The 17,958-nt window shown below is 72.4% G+C and carries 13 protein-coding genes; 4 read left to right on the top strand and 9 right to left on the bottom strand.

Annotation, left to right across the window (positions count from 1 at the left end; genetic code table 11):
* Window positions 1-290: 290 nt before the first annotated feature.
* Window positions 291-962 carry a GntR family transcriptional regulator gene (locus EDD93_RS25775; protein WP_123527412.1) on the bottom strand — a complete coding sequence of 224 codons (672 nt, stop codon included), beginning with the start codon at window positions 960-962 and terminating at the stop codon, window positions 291-293.
* Window positions 963-1,239: 277 nt separating this feature from the next.
* Between EDD93_RS25775 and EDD93_RS25770 the strand changes: the two genes are divergently transcribed.
* The 3 genes from EDD93_RS25770 to EDD93_RS25760 all read left to right on the top strand — a co-directional run bounded on the left by EDD93_RS25770 (window position 1,240) and on the right by EDD93_RS25760 (window position 3,910).
* Window positions 1,240-2,232, top strand: coding sequence for a helix-turn-helix domain-containing protein (locus EDD93_RS25770; protein WP_260255866.1), 993 nt, complete (start codon window positions 1,240-1,242; stop codon window positions 2,230-2,232).
* 118 nt (window positions 2,233-2,350) lie between these two features.
* On the top strand, window positions 2,351-3,520 hold the full coding sequence (locus tag EDD93_RS25765) for an amidase domain-containing protein (protein WP_185092440.1): 1,170 nt from the start codon (window positions 2,351-2,353) through the stop codon (window positions 3,518-3,520).
* A 102-nt stretch (window positions 3,521-3,622) separates the two neighbouring features.
* A complete protein-coding gene (locus tag EDD93_RS25760) occupies window positions 3,623-3,910 on the top strand; it encodes a hypothetical protein (RefSeq protein WP_123527409.1) in 288 nt (95 codons plus the stop codon).
* Window positions 3,911-4,044: 134 nt separating this feature from the next.
* On the opposite strand, the gene EDD93_RS25755 is transcribed toward EDD93_RS25760, so the two are convergent.
* The 5 genes from EDD93_RS25755 to EDD93_RS25735 form a co-directional block, all read right to left on the bottom strand.
* Complete coding sequence (locus tag EDD93_RS25755; protein WP_123527408.1) at window positions 4,045-5,046, bottom strand: proline racemase family protein; 1,002 nt, start codon at window positions 5,044-5,046, stop codon at window positions 4,045-4,047.
* 169 nt (window positions 5,047-5,215) lie between these two features.
* Complete coding sequence (locus EDD93_RS25750; RefSeq protein ID WP_123527990.1) at window positions 5,216-6,118, bottom strand: dihydrodipicolinate synthase family protein; 903 nt, start codon at window positions 6,116-6,118, stop codon at window positions 5,216-5,218.
* A 105-nt stretch (window positions 6,119-6,223) separates the two neighbouring features.
* Window positions 6,224-7,624, bottom strand: a complete 1,401-nt coding sequence (locus EDD93_RS25745; protein ID WP_311318328.1) for an FAD-dependent oxidoreductase — start codon at window positions 7,622-7,624, stop codon at window positions 6,224-6,226.
* Window positions 7,625-7,718: 94 nt separating this feature from the next.
* A complete protein-coding gene (locus tag EDD93_RS25740; protein ID WP_123527406.1) occupies window positions 7,719-8,057 on the bottom strand; it encodes a (2Fe-2S)-binding protein in 339 nt (112 codons plus the stop codon).
* Window positions 8,054-9,253, bottom strand: coding sequence for an FAD-binding oxidoreductase (locus tag EDD93_RS25735; protein ID WP_123527405.1), 1,200 nt, complete (start codon window positions 9,251-9,253; stop codon window positions 8,054-8,056). The genes EDD93_RS25740 and EDD93_RS25735 overlap by 4 nt, the downstream gene beginning before the upstream one ends.
* A gap of 318 nt (window positions 9,254-9,571) precedes the next feature.
* Between EDD93_RS25735 and EDD93_RS25730 the strand changes: the two genes are divergently transcribed.
* Window positions 9,572-10,327, top strand: coding sequence for an ALF repeat-containing protein (locus tag EDD93_RS25730; protein WP_123527404.1), 756 nt, complete (start codon window positions 9,572-9,574; stop codon window positions 10,325-10,327).
* A gap of 73 nt (window positions 10,328-10,400) precedes the next feature.
* Here the strand turns inward: EDD93_RS25730 and EDD93_RS25725 are convergent, their stop codons facing one another.
* The 3 genes from EDD93_RS25725 to EDD93_RS25715 all read right to left on the bottom strand — a co-directional run bounded on the left by EDD93_RS25725 (window position 10,401) and on the right by EDD93_RS25715 (window position 17,916).
* Window positions 10,401-12,143 (bottom strand): pyruvate dehydrogenase, encoded by a 1,743-nt coding sequence (locus tag EDD93_RS25725; RefSeq protein ID WP_123527403.1) that lies wholly within the window; start codon window positions 12,141-12,143, stop codon window positions 10,401-10,403.
* A 121-nt stretch (window positions 12,144-12,264) separates the two neighbouring features.
* Window positions 12,265-14,001 (bottom strand): protein phosphatase 2C domain-containing protein, encoded by a 1,737-nt coding sequence (locus EDD93_RS25720; RefSeq protein ID WP_123527402.1) that lies wholly within the window; start codon window positions 13,999-14,001, stop codon window positions 12,265-12,267.
* Between the two features lie 141 nt (window positions 14,002-14,142).
* On the bottom strand, window positions 14,143-17,916 hold the full coding sequence (locus tag EDD93_RS25715) for a S8 family serine peptidase (protein WP_123527401.1): 3,774 nt from the start codon (window positions 17,914-17,916) through the stop codon (window positions 14,143-14,145).
* Window positions 17,917-17,958: the final 42 nt, after the last annotated feature.

The following is a 17,958-nucleotide window of genomic DNA, read 5'->3' as shown; positions in this document are numbered from 1 at the left end:
ACTGTGCGCGGCCGTGGGGGATGGTGCGCGACCGGGGCCGGGCCGGCAGGCCGGGCAGGGGTAACCGCCTGGCATGAACACGACTTCAATCGCGACCGCCTGTACAATGGCACATGTCACATGTCCTTAGGAAGCAGTTGGGCGCGAATTGGCGTGGGCGCCAACTTCCTCTCCCAGCAGGCGACTTGCTACGCGCTACCGCACCCCGGTCCGGACATGGCGAAGCACCCGGACGGCGCGCGTCATCCGGGGCGGGGGCTCGTCAGGGAGCGGTCGCCGTTCGGGGGGTGTCAGGCCTTCGTGCCGTCGGCCCACAGGGACCGGACATGGGACATATGGGCGAGCATGCAGGCCTCGGCCCCCGGGGCGTCCCCGGCGACGACCAGATCGAGGAGCTGTACGTGCTCCTCGGCCGAGGTCGTCAACTGACCTGATTCGGCAAGCCTGTTCAGGCCGTACAGGCGCGAGCGCTTGCGCAGTTCACCGACCTCCTCGACCAGCCGGCGGTTCCCGGCCAGCCCGAGAAGGGCGAGATGGAAACGCCGGTCGGCCTCCAGATAGCCAAGGATGTCGTCCCGGCGCGCGGCCTCGACGATCTCCTTCGCTACGGGACGCAGTGCCTCCAGCTCCAGCGTCAGACCCATCCGCGCGATCCGGCCGACGGTGGGGACCTCGATCATGGCGCGGAGTTCGGTGAAGTCGTCGAGGTCCTGGTCGGTCAGTTCGGTGATCCGGAAGCCCTTGTTGCGGACGGCCTCGACCAGTCCCTCCCGGGCCAGATCGAGCATGGCCTCCCGCACGGGTGTCGCCGAGACGCCGAACTCGGCGGCGAGCGCGGGCGCCGAGTAGATCGTCCCCGGCCGCAGCTCACCGGCGATCAGCGCCGCCCGCAGCGCGTGCGCCACCTGGTCGCGCAGATGCTCCTGCGCCGAGATCGCGTTGAGCGACGTGAGGCGGGCCATGTCTGTCCTCCAGCACCGTGCGGAGAGCCAGAATACAATGTGACGTTGCCATACCGCTGCCTGCGGCGATCACCCCGGATCGTCTCCGCGCCCGCACACGGAATTCGGCCAACGGCCCACGGACGCGGCATACCTGCGGTGGTTCTGCACAGTCTCACCGTGGGCCGAAGCGGCGTGCGTCCCGGACGTGCTTCGACCGGTTCCGGTTCGGTGCCGGGCCCGTCGCGGTCCCGGCACGGGTGACAAGGGAGCGGGGGAACCAGGAGTGTTCGGCGTCGTGGACACACTGTCGCTGCCGGCGGCGCACCGGTTCGACTGGTGGTGCGAGACCGTCGGCCGCGGAGCAGCGCCGACCCGGATCAGCAGTGACCATGCCGCCGACTTCGTCGGCAGAGTCGAAATGCTGTCGGCGGGGCCCCTTCAGGCGACCTCGATGTCGTTTCCCGCCCTGGAGTCGGAGCGCACGCCGGACCTCATCAAGCGGTCCGATCCGGAGACCTACGAGCTGACGCTGATCGCAGGCGGGGCCATGAGTGTCGCGCAGGCCCGCCGTGAGGCCACCCTGTCCGCAGGTGACTTCGTCATGTGGAGCTCCTCGCGCCCCTATACGGGCCGGGGGCGGAGCGCGCCGGACCACGGGCTCTCACAGGGCATCGTGCTGCACCTGCCGAGGAAGGACCTGCCTTTCCCGGAAGCCCGGGTCGACGGGGTGCTGGCGACCCGGATGCCCGGCTCCGACGGTATCGGTGCGATCCTCGCCCACCACCTGCACGCCCTGTTCCGGGAAGGCCCGCGGCTGGGGGAGCCGGAGGGCGCCCGGATCGGGGCCGCGACGCTGCATCTGGCGTACGCCCTGCTGGCGCGACAGATCGACGCGCGGGCGTACCTGGAGCCCGAGGCTCGCGGTGCGGTGCTCCTGGCGTGCATCGAGGCGTTCATCGAGGAGAACCTCGCGGACCCGCAGTTGTCGCCGCACGCCATCGCCTCCCGTCACCACGTTTCCGTCCGGACGGTGCACCAGGTCTTCCGGCAGCGGGAGGAGACGGTCTCGGCGGTCATCCGCCGCAGACGGCTGGAGCGGTGCCGGTCCGACCTGGCCGACACCCGGCTGAGCCATCTGCCGGTGCACGCGATCGCCGCCCGCAACGGGCTGGTCGATCCTGCCGGGTTCAGCCGTAGCTTCCGCCGCGCGTACGGCCTGTCTCCGGCCGAGTACCGGCGGATGCTCCGCGACGCCCCCTCGCGTGGCCCCCTGCCCCGCGCGCGATGACAAGAATGCGTGCGCGCAGGATCAATGACCGCCCTGATCGCGGATGTACAGACTGGTGGGGATCGGGACAGCGCCCGCATCGTCACACCCATCGCATCCACGAGACCACGGGGGCCGCGTGCACAGAAGAAGACGTTCCATACGACGGACGGTCGTTCTCGGCCTCGCGGTGCTGAGCCTCGGCGTCCCCGCCGTGCCGGCGCTCGCCGAGGCCCCGCAGGCCCCGGACATCCGGGCCATGACCGAGACGACCAGGGCGTTCCTCGCCGAGCGCACCTACGCCCTGCTCGACACCCCCGCTCCCGCCCGCCAGGACACCCACGGCATCACCGCTGTCAGCAGCCTCCAGCACACCCATGACGTCGCCCTGGCCGCGATCACCGCGCGCAAGGAGAAACTGAAGTCGCTGGGCGAGAGCTACTCCGCCGCCGACGTCAGGATCTCGGTCGACAAGGTCGTCCGGCGCCCCGGCACGGTGCGGCTCTACGTCACCGAACTCACCGCGCTCGACTACGCGCACGTGAACGCGAAGGACCCGCAGACCAAGTTCACCTCGCACCACGAGGTGGACTTCTCGCGAACCGCGCACGGCCAGTGGCAGATGACGAGGCAGCACCGCGTCGAGGAGGGCGGACCCGCCCCGATCAACGATGTGGGCGATCCGGCCGGACAGGCGAAGACCGACCCGGCGAAGGCCGACGAGGTCGGCGCCCTCGGCCCGGTACCCGCAGGATCGCGGGCAGCGACGGCCCGGCCGGCCGCCCTCACCCATCAGCGGAAACCGGCCAAGCTGAGCGGCGGCTACGACTACGCGGCGATGACCAACTACGCCCAGTGGTACGCCATCGGCCGCAACACCTGGTACCAGGACTTCGGGTCGAACGACTGCACCAACTTCATCAGCCAGGCCCTCAGGGCCGGCGGCTGGGCGGACGAGGCGAACGGCCCCTATCCGTCGAACGACCAGAACAGCTGGTGGTACAACCCCTGGGACGTCCACAACCAGACGCTCACCTGGATCAACGCGCACTGGTTCTACTTCTACGCCTCCTACTGGAGCGGGCGCACGACCCTGCTCGACAACGTCTGGTACATGGGCGACGGGGATGTCCTTCAGGCCGACTGGCAGGCGAACGGCCAGGAGATCGACCACACCATGATGATGACCTGGTACTACGACGGCATCGGCCCTGCCTTGAGCTACCACAGCAACGACACGATCAACCGGTCGCTCCAGAGTCTGCTGGTCGCCAATCCCAACGCCTGGTGGTGGCTGCACCGCACCTGATCACCCCGGCCGCTCTCCGGAGCCGTCGGCACGTCCCCTTCGCTCCACCACTTCCACGGACCGGCCGCAACGGTTCCGTCCGTAACACCCAGGAGGAGAACCATGAACAGGATGAACCGTGCCATGACGCTGGTGGCAGGAGTCGGAGCGGCGCTGGTGCTGGCGGCGACAACAGGCGCGGCCACCGCGAGCGCGGCCACCGCCACCGCCTCACCGGACGCCGGGACGGTGCAGGTCGCCGCCGACATGCCCTTCTTCCTGTGGGGCACCTACTACACACAGATGGAGTGCTCGCAGGTGGGCCACAACCTGGTGAACCGCGGCCCCTACGCGTCCTACATGTGTCCCCAGGTTCTCGGCGGCTGGCAGCTCTGGGTACGCGAGTACTGAGCGCCGGGCCGGCCGGCACGGGGGCGAGGAACGGGGGGAGGGGCGCTGCCGGGACCGGGTCCTGGCAGCGCCCCTCCCCCCAGCCGATCGCCTCCTGACCGGCCGGCGGAGCGGGTCGGGCGCCGTTCAGACGCTCACAGCAGGAACCCCTCGGGGAACGGGTCGGCCGGATCGAGGAAGTACTGCGCGGTCCCGGTGATCCAGGCTCGGCCCGTGACGGTCGGGACGACCGCGGGCAGCGTGCCGACGGTGGTCTCCGCGACCAGCCGGCCGGTGAACGTGGTGCCGATGAAGGACTCGTTCACGAAGTCCGTGTCCAGCGGGAGTTCGCCCCGCGCGTGGAGCTGGGCCATCCGCGCCGAGGTCCCGGTACCGCACGGCGACCGGTCGAACCAGCCGGGGTGGATGGCCATGGCGTGCCGGGAGCGCACCGCGTCGGAGCCGGGCGCGATCAACTGGACGTGCTTGAGCCCGCCGATCCCGGGGTCGAGGGGGTGGACCGGGCGGTCCGTCTCGTTGACCGCGTCCATCAGGGCGAGCCCCGCCGCCAGCATCTCGTCCTTGCGGGACCGGTCGAACGGGATCCCCAGATCGGCCAGTTGCACCATCGCGTAGAAGTTTCCGCCGTAGGCGAGGTCGTAGGTGACGGTGCCGAGGCCGGGCACCTTCGCCGTGAGTCCCAGCCCTGCGGAGAACGCGGGGACGTTGGTCAGGGTGACGGAGGCCGCGGCGCCGTCCTGGACGTGGACGTCGACCGAGACCAGTCCGGCCGGGGTGTCGAGCCGTACGGTGGTGACCGGTTCGATGACCTCCACCATGCCGGTCTCCACCAGTACGGTGGCCACTCCGATCGTGCCGTGTCCGCACATCGGCAGGCAGCCCGAGACCTCCATGAACAGCACGCCGAAATCGGCGTCGGGGCGGGTCGGCGGCTGGAGGACGGCCCCGCTCATGGCGGCGTGGCCGCGCGGCTCGTACATCAGCAGGGTGCGTACCGCGTCGCGGTGCGCCATGAAGTGGTCGCGCCGCTCGGCCATGGTGGCGCCGGGGACGGTGCCGATCCCGCCGGTGATGACGCGGGTGGGCATGCCCTCGGTGTGCGAGTCGACGGCGTGGAATACGTGACGCGTGCGCAAGTCTCCCCCTCGGTCGTCCTGCCGGTCCGCCGCGGCACGTGCGTGCGCCGCGCGGTGTGTCGTGCGGTATGTCGTGCGGTATGCGCCGGTCCTCGTGGGGTGTGTCGTACGTTCCGCCGTGCCTGCTACCGGGGCCGGCCCGGCGGGTCCGGACCTAGCGGGCCCGGCGTCAGTCCAGCCCTTCGGCCAGCGCCTTCTCCGTGGCGGCGCGCACGGCGGCGGCCGCCGCCGCCTCCAGGGGCAGCCGGGGCGGCCGGGTGGGACCGCCGTGCCGACCGACGATGTCCATCGATGCCTTGATCGCCTGGACGAACTCCGGCTTGGAGTCCCACCGCAGCAGCGGATGGAGCCGCCGGTAGAGCGGCAGGGCCGCCTCCAGGTCGCCCGAGACCGCGGCGCGGTACAGCGCGACACAGCCGGCGGGCAGCATGTTGGGACAGCCCGCGATCCAGCCGACCGCACCGGCCAGGGCGAGTTCCAGCAGTACGTCGTCGGCCCCCACCAGCAGGTCGAGCCCGGGTGCCTCCTCGGCGATCTCGTAGGCCCTGCGGACGTCCCCGCTGAACTCCTTGACGGCCACGATGGACCCGTCCGCGTGGAGTTGCGCGAGGAGCCCCGGGGTCAGGTCGACCTTGGTGTCGTACGGGTTGTTGTACGCGACGACCGGCAGGCCCGCCCCGGCGACCTCGGCGTAGTGCGCGCGCACGGCGGCGTCCTCGCAGGGGTAGCCGTTGGGCGGGAGCAGCAGGACGGACGCGGCGCCCGCCGCCGCCGCCCGGTCGGCCAGGCGGCGCGACTGGGCGCTGTCGTAGGCGGAGACACCGGGCATGACCCTGGCCCCGTCCCCGGCCGCCTCGACCGCGACCCGCACCACCTGGTCGCGCTCCTGATCGGTGAGGGTCTGGTACTCCCCCAGCGAGCCGTTCGGCACCACCCCGTCGCAGCCGGCGTCCACGAGGTCGCGGACGTGGGCCGCGTACGCGTCGAAGTCGATGGACCGGTCTTCGCGCAGGGTGAGCGGAGTGGCGACCATGACGCCTCGCCAAGGACTGTTCCGGGCAGTGGGGTTCATCGACATCGGGGCTCCCTCAGAGGTGTGGCATGACGTGGACCGGCGAAGGGGAAGGAGAGGGCCGCGCTCACGGCGGTGCTCTGGGGACCCCCGTGCCCCGGGGGCTCACACGTCCTCGGGGCGGGCGGCGCGGGCGAGCGTGGCGAGGGGGACCGGGCAGGCGAGCGGACGGCGGTCCGGGGCTCCGGCCTCCGCCGGGCAGCCCGCCAGTTCCCGGACCGGGAATCCGCACGTCCGGCCCTGGCACCAGCCCATCCCGGCCCGGGTGAGGAGCTTGACCGTACGGCTGTCCCCCGCGCCGAGGTCGTCGACCGCCTCGCGGATCGCCCCGGCCGAGACCTCCTCGCAGCGGCAGACCTCCGTGTCGGCGGCGAGCCACCCGGTCCACCCCGGGCCGGGCCGGTGCACGGCGCCCATCAGCTCGGCGAACGCGCGCATCCGCCGCCCGCCCCGGCGCAGCGCCGCCATCCGGTGCGCGTCCCGGGCCCGCGTCCCGTTCCGGGCATCGCCGGTCACCGCGAGGGCGGCCAACTCCCCCTCGGCCAGCGCGAGATGAACGCCGCCGATGCCGCCCGTCTCGCCCGCCGCCCAGACGCCGGGCACAGTGGTGCGCAGGTCCTCGTCGAGCACCAGGGCGGCCGATCCGTCCGCGCCGCAACGGGTCGCGCAGCCCAGGCCGACGGCCAGGTCGAGCTGGGGAACCAGACCGTGGCCCACGGCCAGGGCGTCGCAGTCGATCCGGCGGCCGGTCCCGGGCAGCGGGCGCCAGTCGCGGTCCAGCCGGCTGACGGTGACGCCCTCCACCCGGTCGGTCCCGTGCACGGCGGTGACCGCGCGGTGGGTCAGCAACCGCACCCGGTGACCGGCCAGCGCCGCCGAGTACCTGATCCCCTCCCGGAGCCGGCCGGGGTCGGCGGCCAGTACGCGGGGAGCGCGTGCGTACGCCCCGTACCCGGCGGCCTCCACCAGTGCGGGCACCCGGACGCCGGCCCGCGCCAGGGAGACGGCGACCGCCTGGAGCAGGGGTCCGCTGCCCGCGACGACGACGCGCCGTCCGGGCAGCACCAGCCCTGACTTCAGCATGGCCTGCGCCCCGGCCGCGCCGACCACTCCGGGCAGTGTCCAGCCGGGGAAGGGGAGTTGCCGCTCGAAGGAGCCGGTCGCGATGAGCAGACGGCGGGCCCGGAGTGTGGCCGAGCCCTCGCCGTCGGGGCCGGTGACCGCGTGCAGGGTCCAGTCCGCCCCGGTGCGCTCGGCGGTCCAGACCTGATGCCCGGCGAGGTGGCGGATCCGTCCCGCGTCCCGGTGCCGGCCGAGCCGGTCCGTGAGCTCCGCGAAACGCGCCCAGCCGTGGTGCAGCGCCTCGGGCCGGGTGGCGCCGAGGCCGGGGGCCGGGGAGCGGTAGTACTGGCCGCCCGGTGCGTCCGCCGCGTCGAGCAGGACCACGTCGAGCCCGCCGTCTGCGGCGGTGACCGCGGCCGCAAGCCCGGCAGGCCCGGCGCCCACCACCGCGAGTTCGGTGAAGCGGCTTTCGGGCGCGGGGCGTTCAGCGGGTTCAGCGTGTTCAGCGTGTTCAGCGTGTTCAGCGTGTTCAGCGTTTTCAGCGGCGGAGTCCGGCATGGCCGTCCCCCTCCTGGGTCGTGACCACGTCGCCGGGGCGGGCGGGCAGTTGACAGGCCCGTCGGCCGGGGAGCCCGTTCACGGTGACCAGGCAGTCGAAGCAGGAGCCGATTCCGCAGAAGGCCCCGCGCGGGCGTCCGTTCACCCTGGTGGTGCGCCAGGTGAGGACGGAGGCCGCCCAGAGGACCGCGGCGACGCTCTGGCCCGGCAGTGCGCGAAGGGGGCGGCCGTCGAAGGTGATCTCGAACTCCGGCCCCGGTTCGGCACCGGCCAGGGCGGCGGGGGTGCGGGCGGCGGTGCGCTTGCGGATACGTATCACCAGGGCTCCTGTCTCGGTGACCGGGCTGTCTGGCCGCCGTCGGGGGCGGTGTCGAACCGGTCGGGCCGGAACGGTTCGGGGTCGATGGCGGGCTCCTCCTCGCGGATCGCCGCGACGATCAGCGCGGCCGTCGCCGGAGCCAGCCCGATCCCCGCACCCTCGTGACCGCAGGCGTGGAAGAGGCCCGGCACCCGGCGGTCGGGCCCGATCGCCGGCAGGTGGTCCGGCAGATAGGGGCGGAAGCCGTGGTAGGCGCGCAGCACACGGGCCTGTCCGAGTACGGGGAAGAGCGCGGCGGCCGCAGCCGCCAGCCGGCTGATCACCGGCACGGACAACGTACGGTCGAAGCCGACCCGTTCACGGCTGGCGCCGATCAGCACCGGCCCCGACGGGGTCCCTTCGACGACCGGTGAGGTCTGCAGCGCGGCCGACGCGCTGGACACGTCGGCCACGTACTCCGCCGCGTACACCTTGTGCCTGATCAGCCGGGGCAGCGGCTCGGTGACCAGGACGAAGCCGCGTCTGGGCAGTACGGGCAGTTCCACCCCCGCCAGTGCCGCGAGTTCACCGCCCCGGACGCCGGTGGCGTTGACCACCGCCGGCGCCAGCAGATCGCCCCGCCCGGTCCGTACCCCGCGCACCGCCCCCGCCGGCCCGGTCAGCACCGCGGTGACCGTCTCGCCGAGGTGGACACCGGCCCCGGCGCGGCGGGCCGCGCGCAGCAGGTGGGCTGCCGCGAGTGCGGGCTGGACCTGGGCGTCCTGCGCGTAGAGGACGCCGCCCGCGAGGCCGGGCGCGAGATGCGGTTCCAGTCCGGGCAGCTCGTCCGGAGCGACGGCGCGGGCCTGCACCCCCGCCTCGGCCTGTCCGGCCGCTGTCGCTGTCAGACCGGCCAGCGACGTCTCGTCCGCCGCGACCACCAGCCCCCCCTTCTGCTCGAACTCGATTGCTGAGGGCAGGACTTGCGCGAGCTCGCGCCAGAGGGAGGCGGAGTGCAGCGCGAGGGCCAGCTCGGGGCCGGGCGGCTTGTCGGAGACCAGGAGATTCCCCTCCCCCGCCCCGGTGGTGCCGCCGGCGACCGGCCCGCTGTCCACCACCGCGACCGCGAGTCCGGACCGGGCGGCGTAGTACGCGCAGGCGGCGCCGACCACTCCGGCCCCGACAACGACGGCATCCAAAGGCTGTCTCGTGAACACGTCAGTAATATGTCACATTGCTCTAGGGGTGCCAAGAGCCCTGCACCAGAACGGACATGACACCTCAGCACGCCGCAGCGGCATCCGGTGAGCAGCGGCGGAGGCTGCGCGCGGGCGCTGCTGCGCAGGTCGAGGGCGGGGTGGCGCGAGGCATGCCAATGGAAGCGTGGGGGGTGCGACAACTGCCGGGATACGGCAGTGATCCCGGGCGGCGTCGCGGGCCACAATCACGTCACCGACGAACGCAACCGCGTTCACCGGTGCCTGATCATCACTGTGTTCCCGTGTTCCTGTGTTCCGAGAAAGAGGCCCACCCGTATGAGACTCACCCGTGCCGCCCTGGCCGTCGCAGCAGGCGCCCTGACACCGGCCCTCCTGCTGGCCGCTCCGGCCTTCGCCGCCGGCGCCGCTTCAGCGCCCGCCACCGTGACGGCGTCGGCAGCCACGGACGACCCCGGCACGCCCGTGGACGACATGTCCGAGGAAGAACTCCGTATCGCGATCTTCCGCATCCTGGCGGACGAGGACAGCGGAAAGGGGGTCGCCCGGGAGGCGAACAAGGCCCTCGACGGCACGGTGGAGGACATGCGCACCTTCCTGAAGACCGGTTACCGCCTGGCCCAGGCGGAGGACGACACAGTCACCGTCGTCAGCCTCCTCGCCAACCCAGACAGCGGAAAGCGCGTCATCAGGGAAGTCAACGAACTCCTCGACAGCAACCCCACCCCGGAACAGCTCCGCACCTGGCTCGAAACCGGCTACCGCCTCGCCCAGGCGGAGGACGACACAGTCACCGTCGTCAGCCTCCTCGCCAACCCAGACAGCGGAAAGCGCGTCATCAGGGAAGTCAACGAACTCCTCGACAGCAACCCCACCCCGGAACAGCTCCGCACCTGGCTCGAAACCGGCTACCGCCTCGCCCAGGCAGAGGACGACCGCGTCGCCGTCGCCCGCATCCTCGCCGACCCGGACATCAGCAGCGCGCTCCGGGCCGCGGCCGAGGACGCCATCGACGGTACGCCGGAGGAGCTGCGGTACTTCCTGGAGCACGGGCAGTACGAGGTGGACGCGTAGGGCGCGCCGGAGCGGCCGGCGCCTCACGGGGCCCGGCCGCTCCGGTCCGGCGGCGGCAGCCGGTCCGGCGGCTTCAGGGGCGGGGCACGTTGCGCAGGTTGGAGCGGGCCATCTGGAGCATCCGGCCCACCCCGCCGTCCAGCACGATCTTGCTCGCGGAGAGCGCGAACCCGGTCACCATGTCCGCGCTGATCTTCGGCGGGATGGAGAGCGCGTTGGGGTCGGTGACGATGTCGACGAGCGCCGGGCCCTTGTGCTTGAACGCGTCCTTGAGGGCGCCTTCCAGCTGCTTGGGCTTCTCGACGCGTACGCCGTACGCCCCCGAGGCCCGCGCGATGGCCGCGAAGTCCGGGTTCTTGTTGGTCGTGCCGAACGACGGCAGCCCCGCCACCAGCATCTCCAGTTCGACCATGCCCAGGGCGGAGTTGTTGAACAGTACGACCTTCACCGGCAGGTCGTACTGGACCAGCGTCAGGAAGTCCCCCATCAGCATGGTGAATCCGCCGTCCCCGGACATCGAGACGACCTGCCGGTTCCGGTCCGTGAACTGCGCCCCGATGGCCTGCGGCAGCGCGTTGGCCATCGAACCGTGGCTGAACGAACCGATCACCCGGCGCTTGCCGTTCGGCGTCAGATATCGGGCCGCCCAGACGTTGCACATGCCGGTGTCGACGGTGAACACCGCATCGTCGTCCGCGATGTCGTCCAGGACCGAGGCCACGTACTCGGGATGGATCGGAACGTGCTTCTCGACCTTGCGGGTGTAGGCGCTGACCACACCCTCCAGCGCGTCGGCGTGCTTCTTCAGCATCCGGTCGAGGAACTTGCGGTCGGACTTCGCCTTCACCCGGGGCGTCAGACAGCGCAGCGTCTCGCGAACGTCGCCCCAGACCGCCAGGTCGAGCTTCGATCGGCGGCCCAGGTGCTCGGGGCGCACATCGACCTGGACGATCTTCACATCGGTGGGCAGGAAGGCGTTGTACGGGAAGTCCGTGCCGAGCAGGATCAGCAGATCGCACTCGTTGGTGGCCTCGTAGGCGGCGCCGTAGCCGAGCAGGCCGCTCATGCCGACGTCGTACGGGTTGTCGTACTGGATCCACTCCTTGCCGCGCAGCGCGTGCCCGACGGGGGCCTTCACCCGTTCGGCGAACTCCATCACCTCGGCGTGCGCGCCCGCCGTGCCGCTGCCGCAGAACAGCGTCACCCGTTTGGCCTCGTCGACCATCCGGCAGAGCTTCTCGATCTCCGCGTCGCCGGGCCGCACGCTGGGCCGCGAGGTCACCAGCGCGTGTTCGATCGTCTTCTCCGGGGCGGTCTGCGAGGCGATGTCGCCGGGCATGGAGACGACGCTGACGCCTCCCCGGCCGATGGCGTGCTGGATGGCCGTCTGGAGCAGCCGGGGCATCTGCCGGGGGTTGGAGATCATCTCGTTGTAGTGGCTGCACTCCTGGAAGAGCAGCTCCGGATGCGTCTCCTGGAAGTAGCCGAGGCCGATCTCGCTCGACGGGATGTGCGAGGCGAGCGCGAGCACCGGCGCCATGGAGCGGTGTGCGTCGTAGAGACCGTTGATGAGGTGCAGGTTTCCCGGTCCGCACGAGCCGGCGCAGGCCGCCAGAGTGCCGGTGATCTGCGCCTCCGCACCGGCGGCGAACGCGGCCGTCTCCTCGTGTCTGACCTGGATCCAGTCCATGTCCGAGTGCCGGCGGATGGCGTCGACGACCGGGTTGAGGCTGTCGCCGACGACCCCGTACAGGCGCTTGACTCCCGCGCGGGCGAGGACATCGACGAACTGCTCCGCCACGTTCTGCTTGGCCATGGGTGCGTGCTCCCTCTGCCTGTGCTCCGTGCACGTTCGGGTGACGGCGATCCGACGGCCCGGGGCGCGAAACCCCGGCCGGACGGGTTCTCCGGAGTCCATCAACCCATGGCCCGCGCGGTTACGCCTCCCAGACGCCGACGGCCGTGCGGTCGTCGGCGTACCCCTTGACCCTGAGCTGGGTGTCCGCGAGGAAGGCCGCGAGACCGGGCGCGGGGCCGGGTGCCCAGCGCTGGGCCAGCGCGTCGGCGAGCGCCGGCTCGTCGCGCAGCGGATCCGCCAGACCGTTGCTGCACAGCAGCAGGGTGTCGCCCGGCCGGGCGACCGAGGCCCGGAACCGGAACGGCTCGGCGGGCGGCGGGACCGGGCTCTCGATGTACGGGGACGGCCCGGTGGCGATCCCCAGGTCCATGGTGAGCCGCTCGCCGTCGGGCCCGCTCTCGGGGGACGCCGAGCCGAAGCCGACCACCCCCTCGCCGGTGAGTTCGCCGGAGTGCGGGACCACCGGTTCGAGGTCCTGCCAGTCCCCGTCGCGCAGCCGGAAGAGCCCGCCGCCGCCGACGCCGAAGAAGACCCGGGTACGGCAGCCGGGGTCGGCGGACAGCAGCAGGCAGCGCAGGCCCGCCGTGTACTCGTGCGGTTCCAGGCCGAGTTCGGCGGCGCGGGCGCGCAGCCTGCCGTAGGTGCGGTCGGCCAGCCGGTGCAGGCCGGACTTCAGTTCGCCGCGGCGGCCCGCCCTTATGTCCTCGGAGAGCCGGGCGTGGCTGCGTCCGACGGCTTCCCCGATCCAGCGGCAGGCATCGGCGGCGGCCGGATGCGCGCCCTCGGCGGTGCGGGCGCCGCCCGCGACGGCGACCAGGACGAGGGCGCTCTCGGCGGCGCCGAAGCGCGCCGTGACCAGCGCGTCGCGCCGGGGCTCGCCGCGGAACCGCGCGGAGTCCCCGCGCACGGAGGCGGCCCGCAGGGTGTACGTCCCGTAGCTGGCGCCGTCGAGCACGGTGTCGGCGACGAGCGCGTGGATCTCGCGCGGGTCGGTGGCGGGCAGCGCGGTGGGTTCCGCTTCGTACGTGGGCGGCCTGGCCCCCACGTACGAGACGGGCCGGGGCGCTTCCGGCTCCTCGTGCGCCTGCGCCCCGGTGGCGGGGGCGGCGGCAGGCGCCGGGCCCTGCGCGTCCGAGGCCGGCGGCTCGTCCTCGTTCCGCCGGGCGGCCGGGCGCCTGGGCAGCGGCGGCATCGCACCGGCGGCGGGCGGCGCCTGGGCATCCTCAACGTCCTGGCCGTCCTGGCCGTCCTGGCCGGGCAGCGGGCCCCGGGCGACCCGGGGATCGGCGGCGGGCGGCGGGGGTGCGGGAACCGGTTCCGGTTCCGGTACGGGCTCCGGCTCCGGTACGGGTTCCGGTTCCGGTACGGGCTCCGGCTCCGGAACCGGCGTCGCGAAGGTGCGGGGCCCGGAGGTGCCGGAAGGCGGCTCCCACGGAGCACGCGGGGGCTCCTCCGGAGGCGGAGGCGGAGGCAGGGGCGGGAGCGTAGGCGGAGGCGGTGGAACGGGCGCGGCCTGCGCCACCGGGCCCGGCTCCGGCGGTGCGACACGCGGCTCGGGCACGGCGGCCGCAACCCCGTACACCTCCCGGTCATCGAGGGCGTCAACGCCCCTCGTCGCATCGGCCCCCACAGCGCCGGACGCCGAGTCGAAGCGGTCGTCGGGACCGTCGGCCCCCACCGCGTCCGACGCCGAGTCGAAGCGGTCGTCGAGACTGTCGGCCGCCTGGCTCGCCCCGGCGTCCGGGGCGGATTCGTCGTACAGCCTGCGCCACCAGTCGTCCTCTTGGGCGGCGGGCCTCTCCCCCTGCTGACTCATGCCCATATTGTCCACCGCGGGAGGCCCGGCAAAACGGGTCATCCCGAAAATGTCCCCGGGGCCTCCCGGCAAAAAGGGTCCGCCGGGCGTCCCCACCCCCCACGGGTAGGACGCCCGGCGGACCGGTCGGGTGATCCGGCGTCAGCGCACGGCGTAGGCGTCGGTCACGGTCTGCACGACGGAGTTGCCCTTGGCGTCCGTCAGTTCGGTCCGCAGCGTGACCGGCTTGCCGGCCGCGTCCGCGTGGTTCACGGTCGCGGTCCAACGTCCGCCCCGCTGGGCGGTGGTGGCCCCGGTCCAGGTCTCGCCGCCGTCGTACGAGTACGAGACCTTGGCGGCTGTCAGCTTGCCGGGCGTGTAGCCGGCGTGGCCCGTGACGCTCAGGCCGATCTTCTGACCGTCCTTCGCCGCAAGGGTCTTCATGCCGTCCGAGGGCAGATCGTAGCCCGGGAAGAGCAGCGGAATTCCCTGGGAGTAGACGCTCGCGTCCCGGTGCGAACGGAACTTCCAGGTGGTCTCGGTGAAGGTGGAGCGCTTCCAGACCGCCGCCGGGCTGCCGATCTTCGTGGTGCTCATGGAGAGTTCGTACGGCGCGTCCTGCGCCGGGACCGTGAAGACGCCGAACGGGTTGGGGCTGCTGCCGATCTCCTCGCCGCCGCTGGTGAGCCGCATATTGCCGAGGTCACCGAACGAGCCCTGGATTCCGGTGTGTTCACTGTCCCCGACGAACGCGGGGGCGACACCGATCAGGTTGTCCTGGCGCTCACCGGCCAGTTGCGGTTCGCCGGCCGCGTCGCGCGGGGCGACCGGGACGAGCAGTCCTCCGTACCAGTGCTCAGCGCGCTCCGAGCCGGCCCGGTAGCTCCGTGCCGTATCGGTCATGGTCTCGCCCCAGGGGAAGCTGGAGGAGAGGTAGCGCTGCCAGGTCATGCCGTCGGCGGAGTAGTACTCGGTGCGGGTGCCGGGGACGGCGACCGTGTCGAACCCGCCGGTGGTGAACGAGGCACCGTAGGGGCGGGAGACGGCGAGGGTGTCGACGTAGTCCGCCGCCACGCCCATCGACTCATAGGTGGAGGTGGACCGGGCCAGCTTGCGGTCGCGGACGGTGTAGGTGCGGTCCGAGGTGACCGGACCGGTCTCGGGGAAACCGAGGTTGTAGACGAACGGGCTGTTGGCGGTGGCCTGCCAGCGCAGCGTCACCGGGCCGTCCGCCAGGGCGGCGGTCAGCGCGGCGGCCTCGGACGCCTCGACGCCGAGGACCGGGACGGGACCGGACCCGTAGCCGAACGAGGGCTGCCAGGGGCCGGCCGAGGGGCGGTGCGCGATGACCGCGGTGGCTCCGGCCGCCTTGGCGTCCCGGGCCAGGCTGTACACGGACGGGGAGCCGTCGGGGACCTCGACCAGGGCGATCCGGCCCTTGACCCCGGCGGCCGCAAGCTCCTCGGGGGTGCCGGTGCCCGCGTCGGTGAGCGCGGCCTGTCCGGTGCCGTCGAGACCGGTGGAGCCGGCGCCGGCGCTGCGGGGGTGCAGCTCCGCGCCGCCGACGACCGAGAGCTTCCTGACCTGCGGGGCGTAGGCCCGCCAGAAGCTGTCGAACTCGAAGTCGCCGTCGTGGGCCCGGCCCTGGATGTCGACGAGGTAGTCCTCGATGATGCCGGTGCCGGTCAGCGAGCCCGAGTGCAGCCAGGTGCCGTCCCAGGTGCGGCCGAAGGCGAGGGTCGTGGAGCGGGTCTCGCTCGTCCGGTCCTCGGTCCTGATCCGGAGCCGGTGCGCCTTGCGGGCGTCGAGCACCAGGGTGGTGTCCTTGGTGACCTTCAGCTCGGGGCGGGCGAGATAGCCGACCGATCCCACCAACTGCCCCGTGGCGTCCTTCGGGTTGGGCGAGGTGATGAAGCTGGAGACGAAGTAGGAGCCGGGGCGCACCCGGTACACCTGGTCGGCCGAGCCGTCGTTGAAGCGGCGCTCACCGCTGGCGTCGTCGGTGCCGATGAGGTCGAGCGAGGAGGAGCCGGCGGCGGGTTGGCCGGTGCGGTCGATGAGCTTGACGCGCAGGGTGACGGTCTCGGCGCCGACGTACAGCGAGAACGGGGTGGAGACCTTCACGCCGCCGGGGGCGGTGGCCAGGACGCGGCCGGTGACATCGCCGTACTGGCTGTCCTGGAGGCGCGCGGCGGGGTCGAGCTTCAGCGGGACCCGGACGGTCCCGCCGGCGGGCACCGTGACGCTCTTCGCGCCGAGTGCGGCGACGGCGGAGCGAACGGCGGAGCCGTCGTTGCCGGTGACGCCCCGCACTTCGAGCGACAGCTTCACCGGCCGGGTGCCGGTGTTGGTGTACGGGATCTGCACGGTGGTGCGGTCACTCTTGTCCTGCGGCCAGTTGAAGGTGCCGCCCTGGACGGCGGGGGCGCCGGTCACGGTGGTGTCGATGGCCGCCTTGACGTCGAGCCGGCCGCCGCCGGTCTCGCGTACGTCGCCGGGGATGTCACTGTTCGCGGACGACACGAGTGCCGCCTTGACCTGCTGTGCGGTCCAGTCGGGGTGGCGTTGTCCGACGATGGCGGCGGCACCGGCGACATGCGGGGTGGCCATCGAGGTGCCGGACATCGACCGGTAGGCGTAGATGCCCCGGCCGCCCGCCGCGGCGGCGGAGATGTCGACGCCGGGGGCGGTGATCTCGGGCTTGAGGGTGTGCGAGACGATCGCCGGTCCCCGGCTGGAGAACGGGGCCGTGGAGTCGTCCCGGTCGACGGCGCCGACGGTCAGCACGCTGGGCGCGCAGCCGGGTGAGGAGACCGTGTTGAGCGTCGGTCCCGAGTTGCCCGCCGCGACGACGAACAGGGTGCCCTCGCTCTTGCCGAACTCCTCGGCCGCCATGCTCATCGGGTCGGTGCAGTCGGTCGGGGTGGGGCTGCCCAGGCTCATGGAGACGACGTCGGCCTTCTGGTCGACGGCCCACTGCATGCCCGCGATGATCCAGGAGGAGTCGCCGGAGCCGCTGTCGTTGAGCACCTTGCCGACGAGCAGGTCGGCGCCGGGGGCGACGCCCTTCTTCTTCCCGCCGCTGGCCGCGCCGGTGCCGCCCACCGTGGAGAGCGTGTGGGTGCCGTGGCCCTGGCGGTCGTCGGTGGTGTCGGAGTCGGTGAAGTTCTTCGACTCGGTGATCCGGCCCTTGAGGTCCGGGTGTCCGGCGTCGGCGCCGGTGTCCAGGACGGCGACCTTGGTGCCCTTGCCGTCGTAGCCGGCGGCCCAGGCGAGGTCGGCGCGGATCTGCTTGGTGGAACGGTCCAGGCTGGCCTCCGCCTTGCGGTCCAGCCAGAGCTTCTTCAGCCCGGTGGCGGAGCGGGCGCGGGGGCCGTTGACGTCGGCCCAGAACCCGGCCGCCTTCGTCTTGTCCGCCTTGAGCGCCACCCCGTCGATGACCGGGAGGGCGATGCCGCGCTTCGCGCCGCGCGGAGTGGCGGGCGCGCTGCGGGCGGTGTCCTTGCCGTAGGTGGCGATGAGCGGGACGGAGTCCGCGTGCGCGTCGTCGTAGCCCTGCCTGATCAGTCCGGTGACGTTGAAGAGCTCCTCGTCCACCGTGCCGGCGGCGAGCGCCTTGGCGGCGGTGTCCGGGTAGACGTAGAGGTCCTTGCCGGAGCGCCGGGTCTGTACGAGGGGCAGGGTGCCGTCCTCACGGGCCAGGGCGGTGGCCGTGGCGTTCCCCGAACTGTCCTTGCTCACCAGCACCTTGTCGCCGGTGACCAGGGTGACGGTGACCGGCTCGCCTCCCCCGGCGGCGGCCGCCGCCGCGCTGCCGGTCAGCGGTCTCTTCGTGGCCGTGCCGTCGTGTGGCGCTGCCACGGACGGCGCGATCACCGTGACGGCCAGGACGGCGGCGGTGGCCGCTCCCAGTGCCGTACGCGATATCGGACGCATCGCTCTCCCCAGGTCAATCCGGAGCAGGCAGCACAAAGCAAC

This window comes from Streptomyces sp. 840.1 (assembly GCF_003751445.1).
Taxonomy (GTDB): domain Bacteria; phylum Actinomycetota; class Actinomycetes; order Streptomycetales; family Streptomycetaceae; genus Streptomyces.
Note: the sequence above shows the minus strand (reverse complement) of the source record. Positions and strands in the feature narration are given on the sequence as shown.

What these genes read in the sequence shown, in the direction of transcription:
- EDD93_RS25775 (WP_123527412.1), bottom strand. Translation starts at nt 962, where the DNA reads ATGGCCCGCCTCACGTCGCTCAACGCGATCTCGGCGCAGGAGCATCTG.
- EDD93_RS25760 (WP_123527409.1), top strand. Translation starts at nt 3,623, where the DNA reads ATGAACAGGATGAACCGTGCCATGACGCTGGTGGCAGGAGTCGGAGCG.
- EDD93_RS25750 (WP_123527990.1), bottom strand. Translation starts at nt 6,118, where the DNA reads ATGAACCCCACTGCCCGGAACAGTCCTTGGCGAGGCGTCATGGTCGCC.
- EDD93_RS25730 (WP_123527404.1), top strand. Translation starts at nt 9,572, where the DNA reads ATGAGACTCACCCGTGCCGCCCTGGCCGTCGCAGCAGGCGCCCTGACA.
- EDD93_RS25725 (WP_123527403.1), bottom strand. Translation starts at nt 12,143, where the DNA reads ATGGCCAAGCAGAACGTGGCGGAGCAGTTCGTCGATGTCCTCGCCCGC.
- EDD93_RS25720 (WP_123527402.1), bottom strand. Translation starts at nt 14,001, where the DNA reads ATGAGTCAGCAGGGGGAGAGGCCCGCCGCCCAAGAGGACGACTGGTGG.
- EDD93_RS25715 (WP_123527401.1), bottom strand. Translation starts at nt 17,916, where the DNA reads ATGCGTCCGATATCGCGTACGGCACTGGGAGCGGCCACCGCCGCCGTC.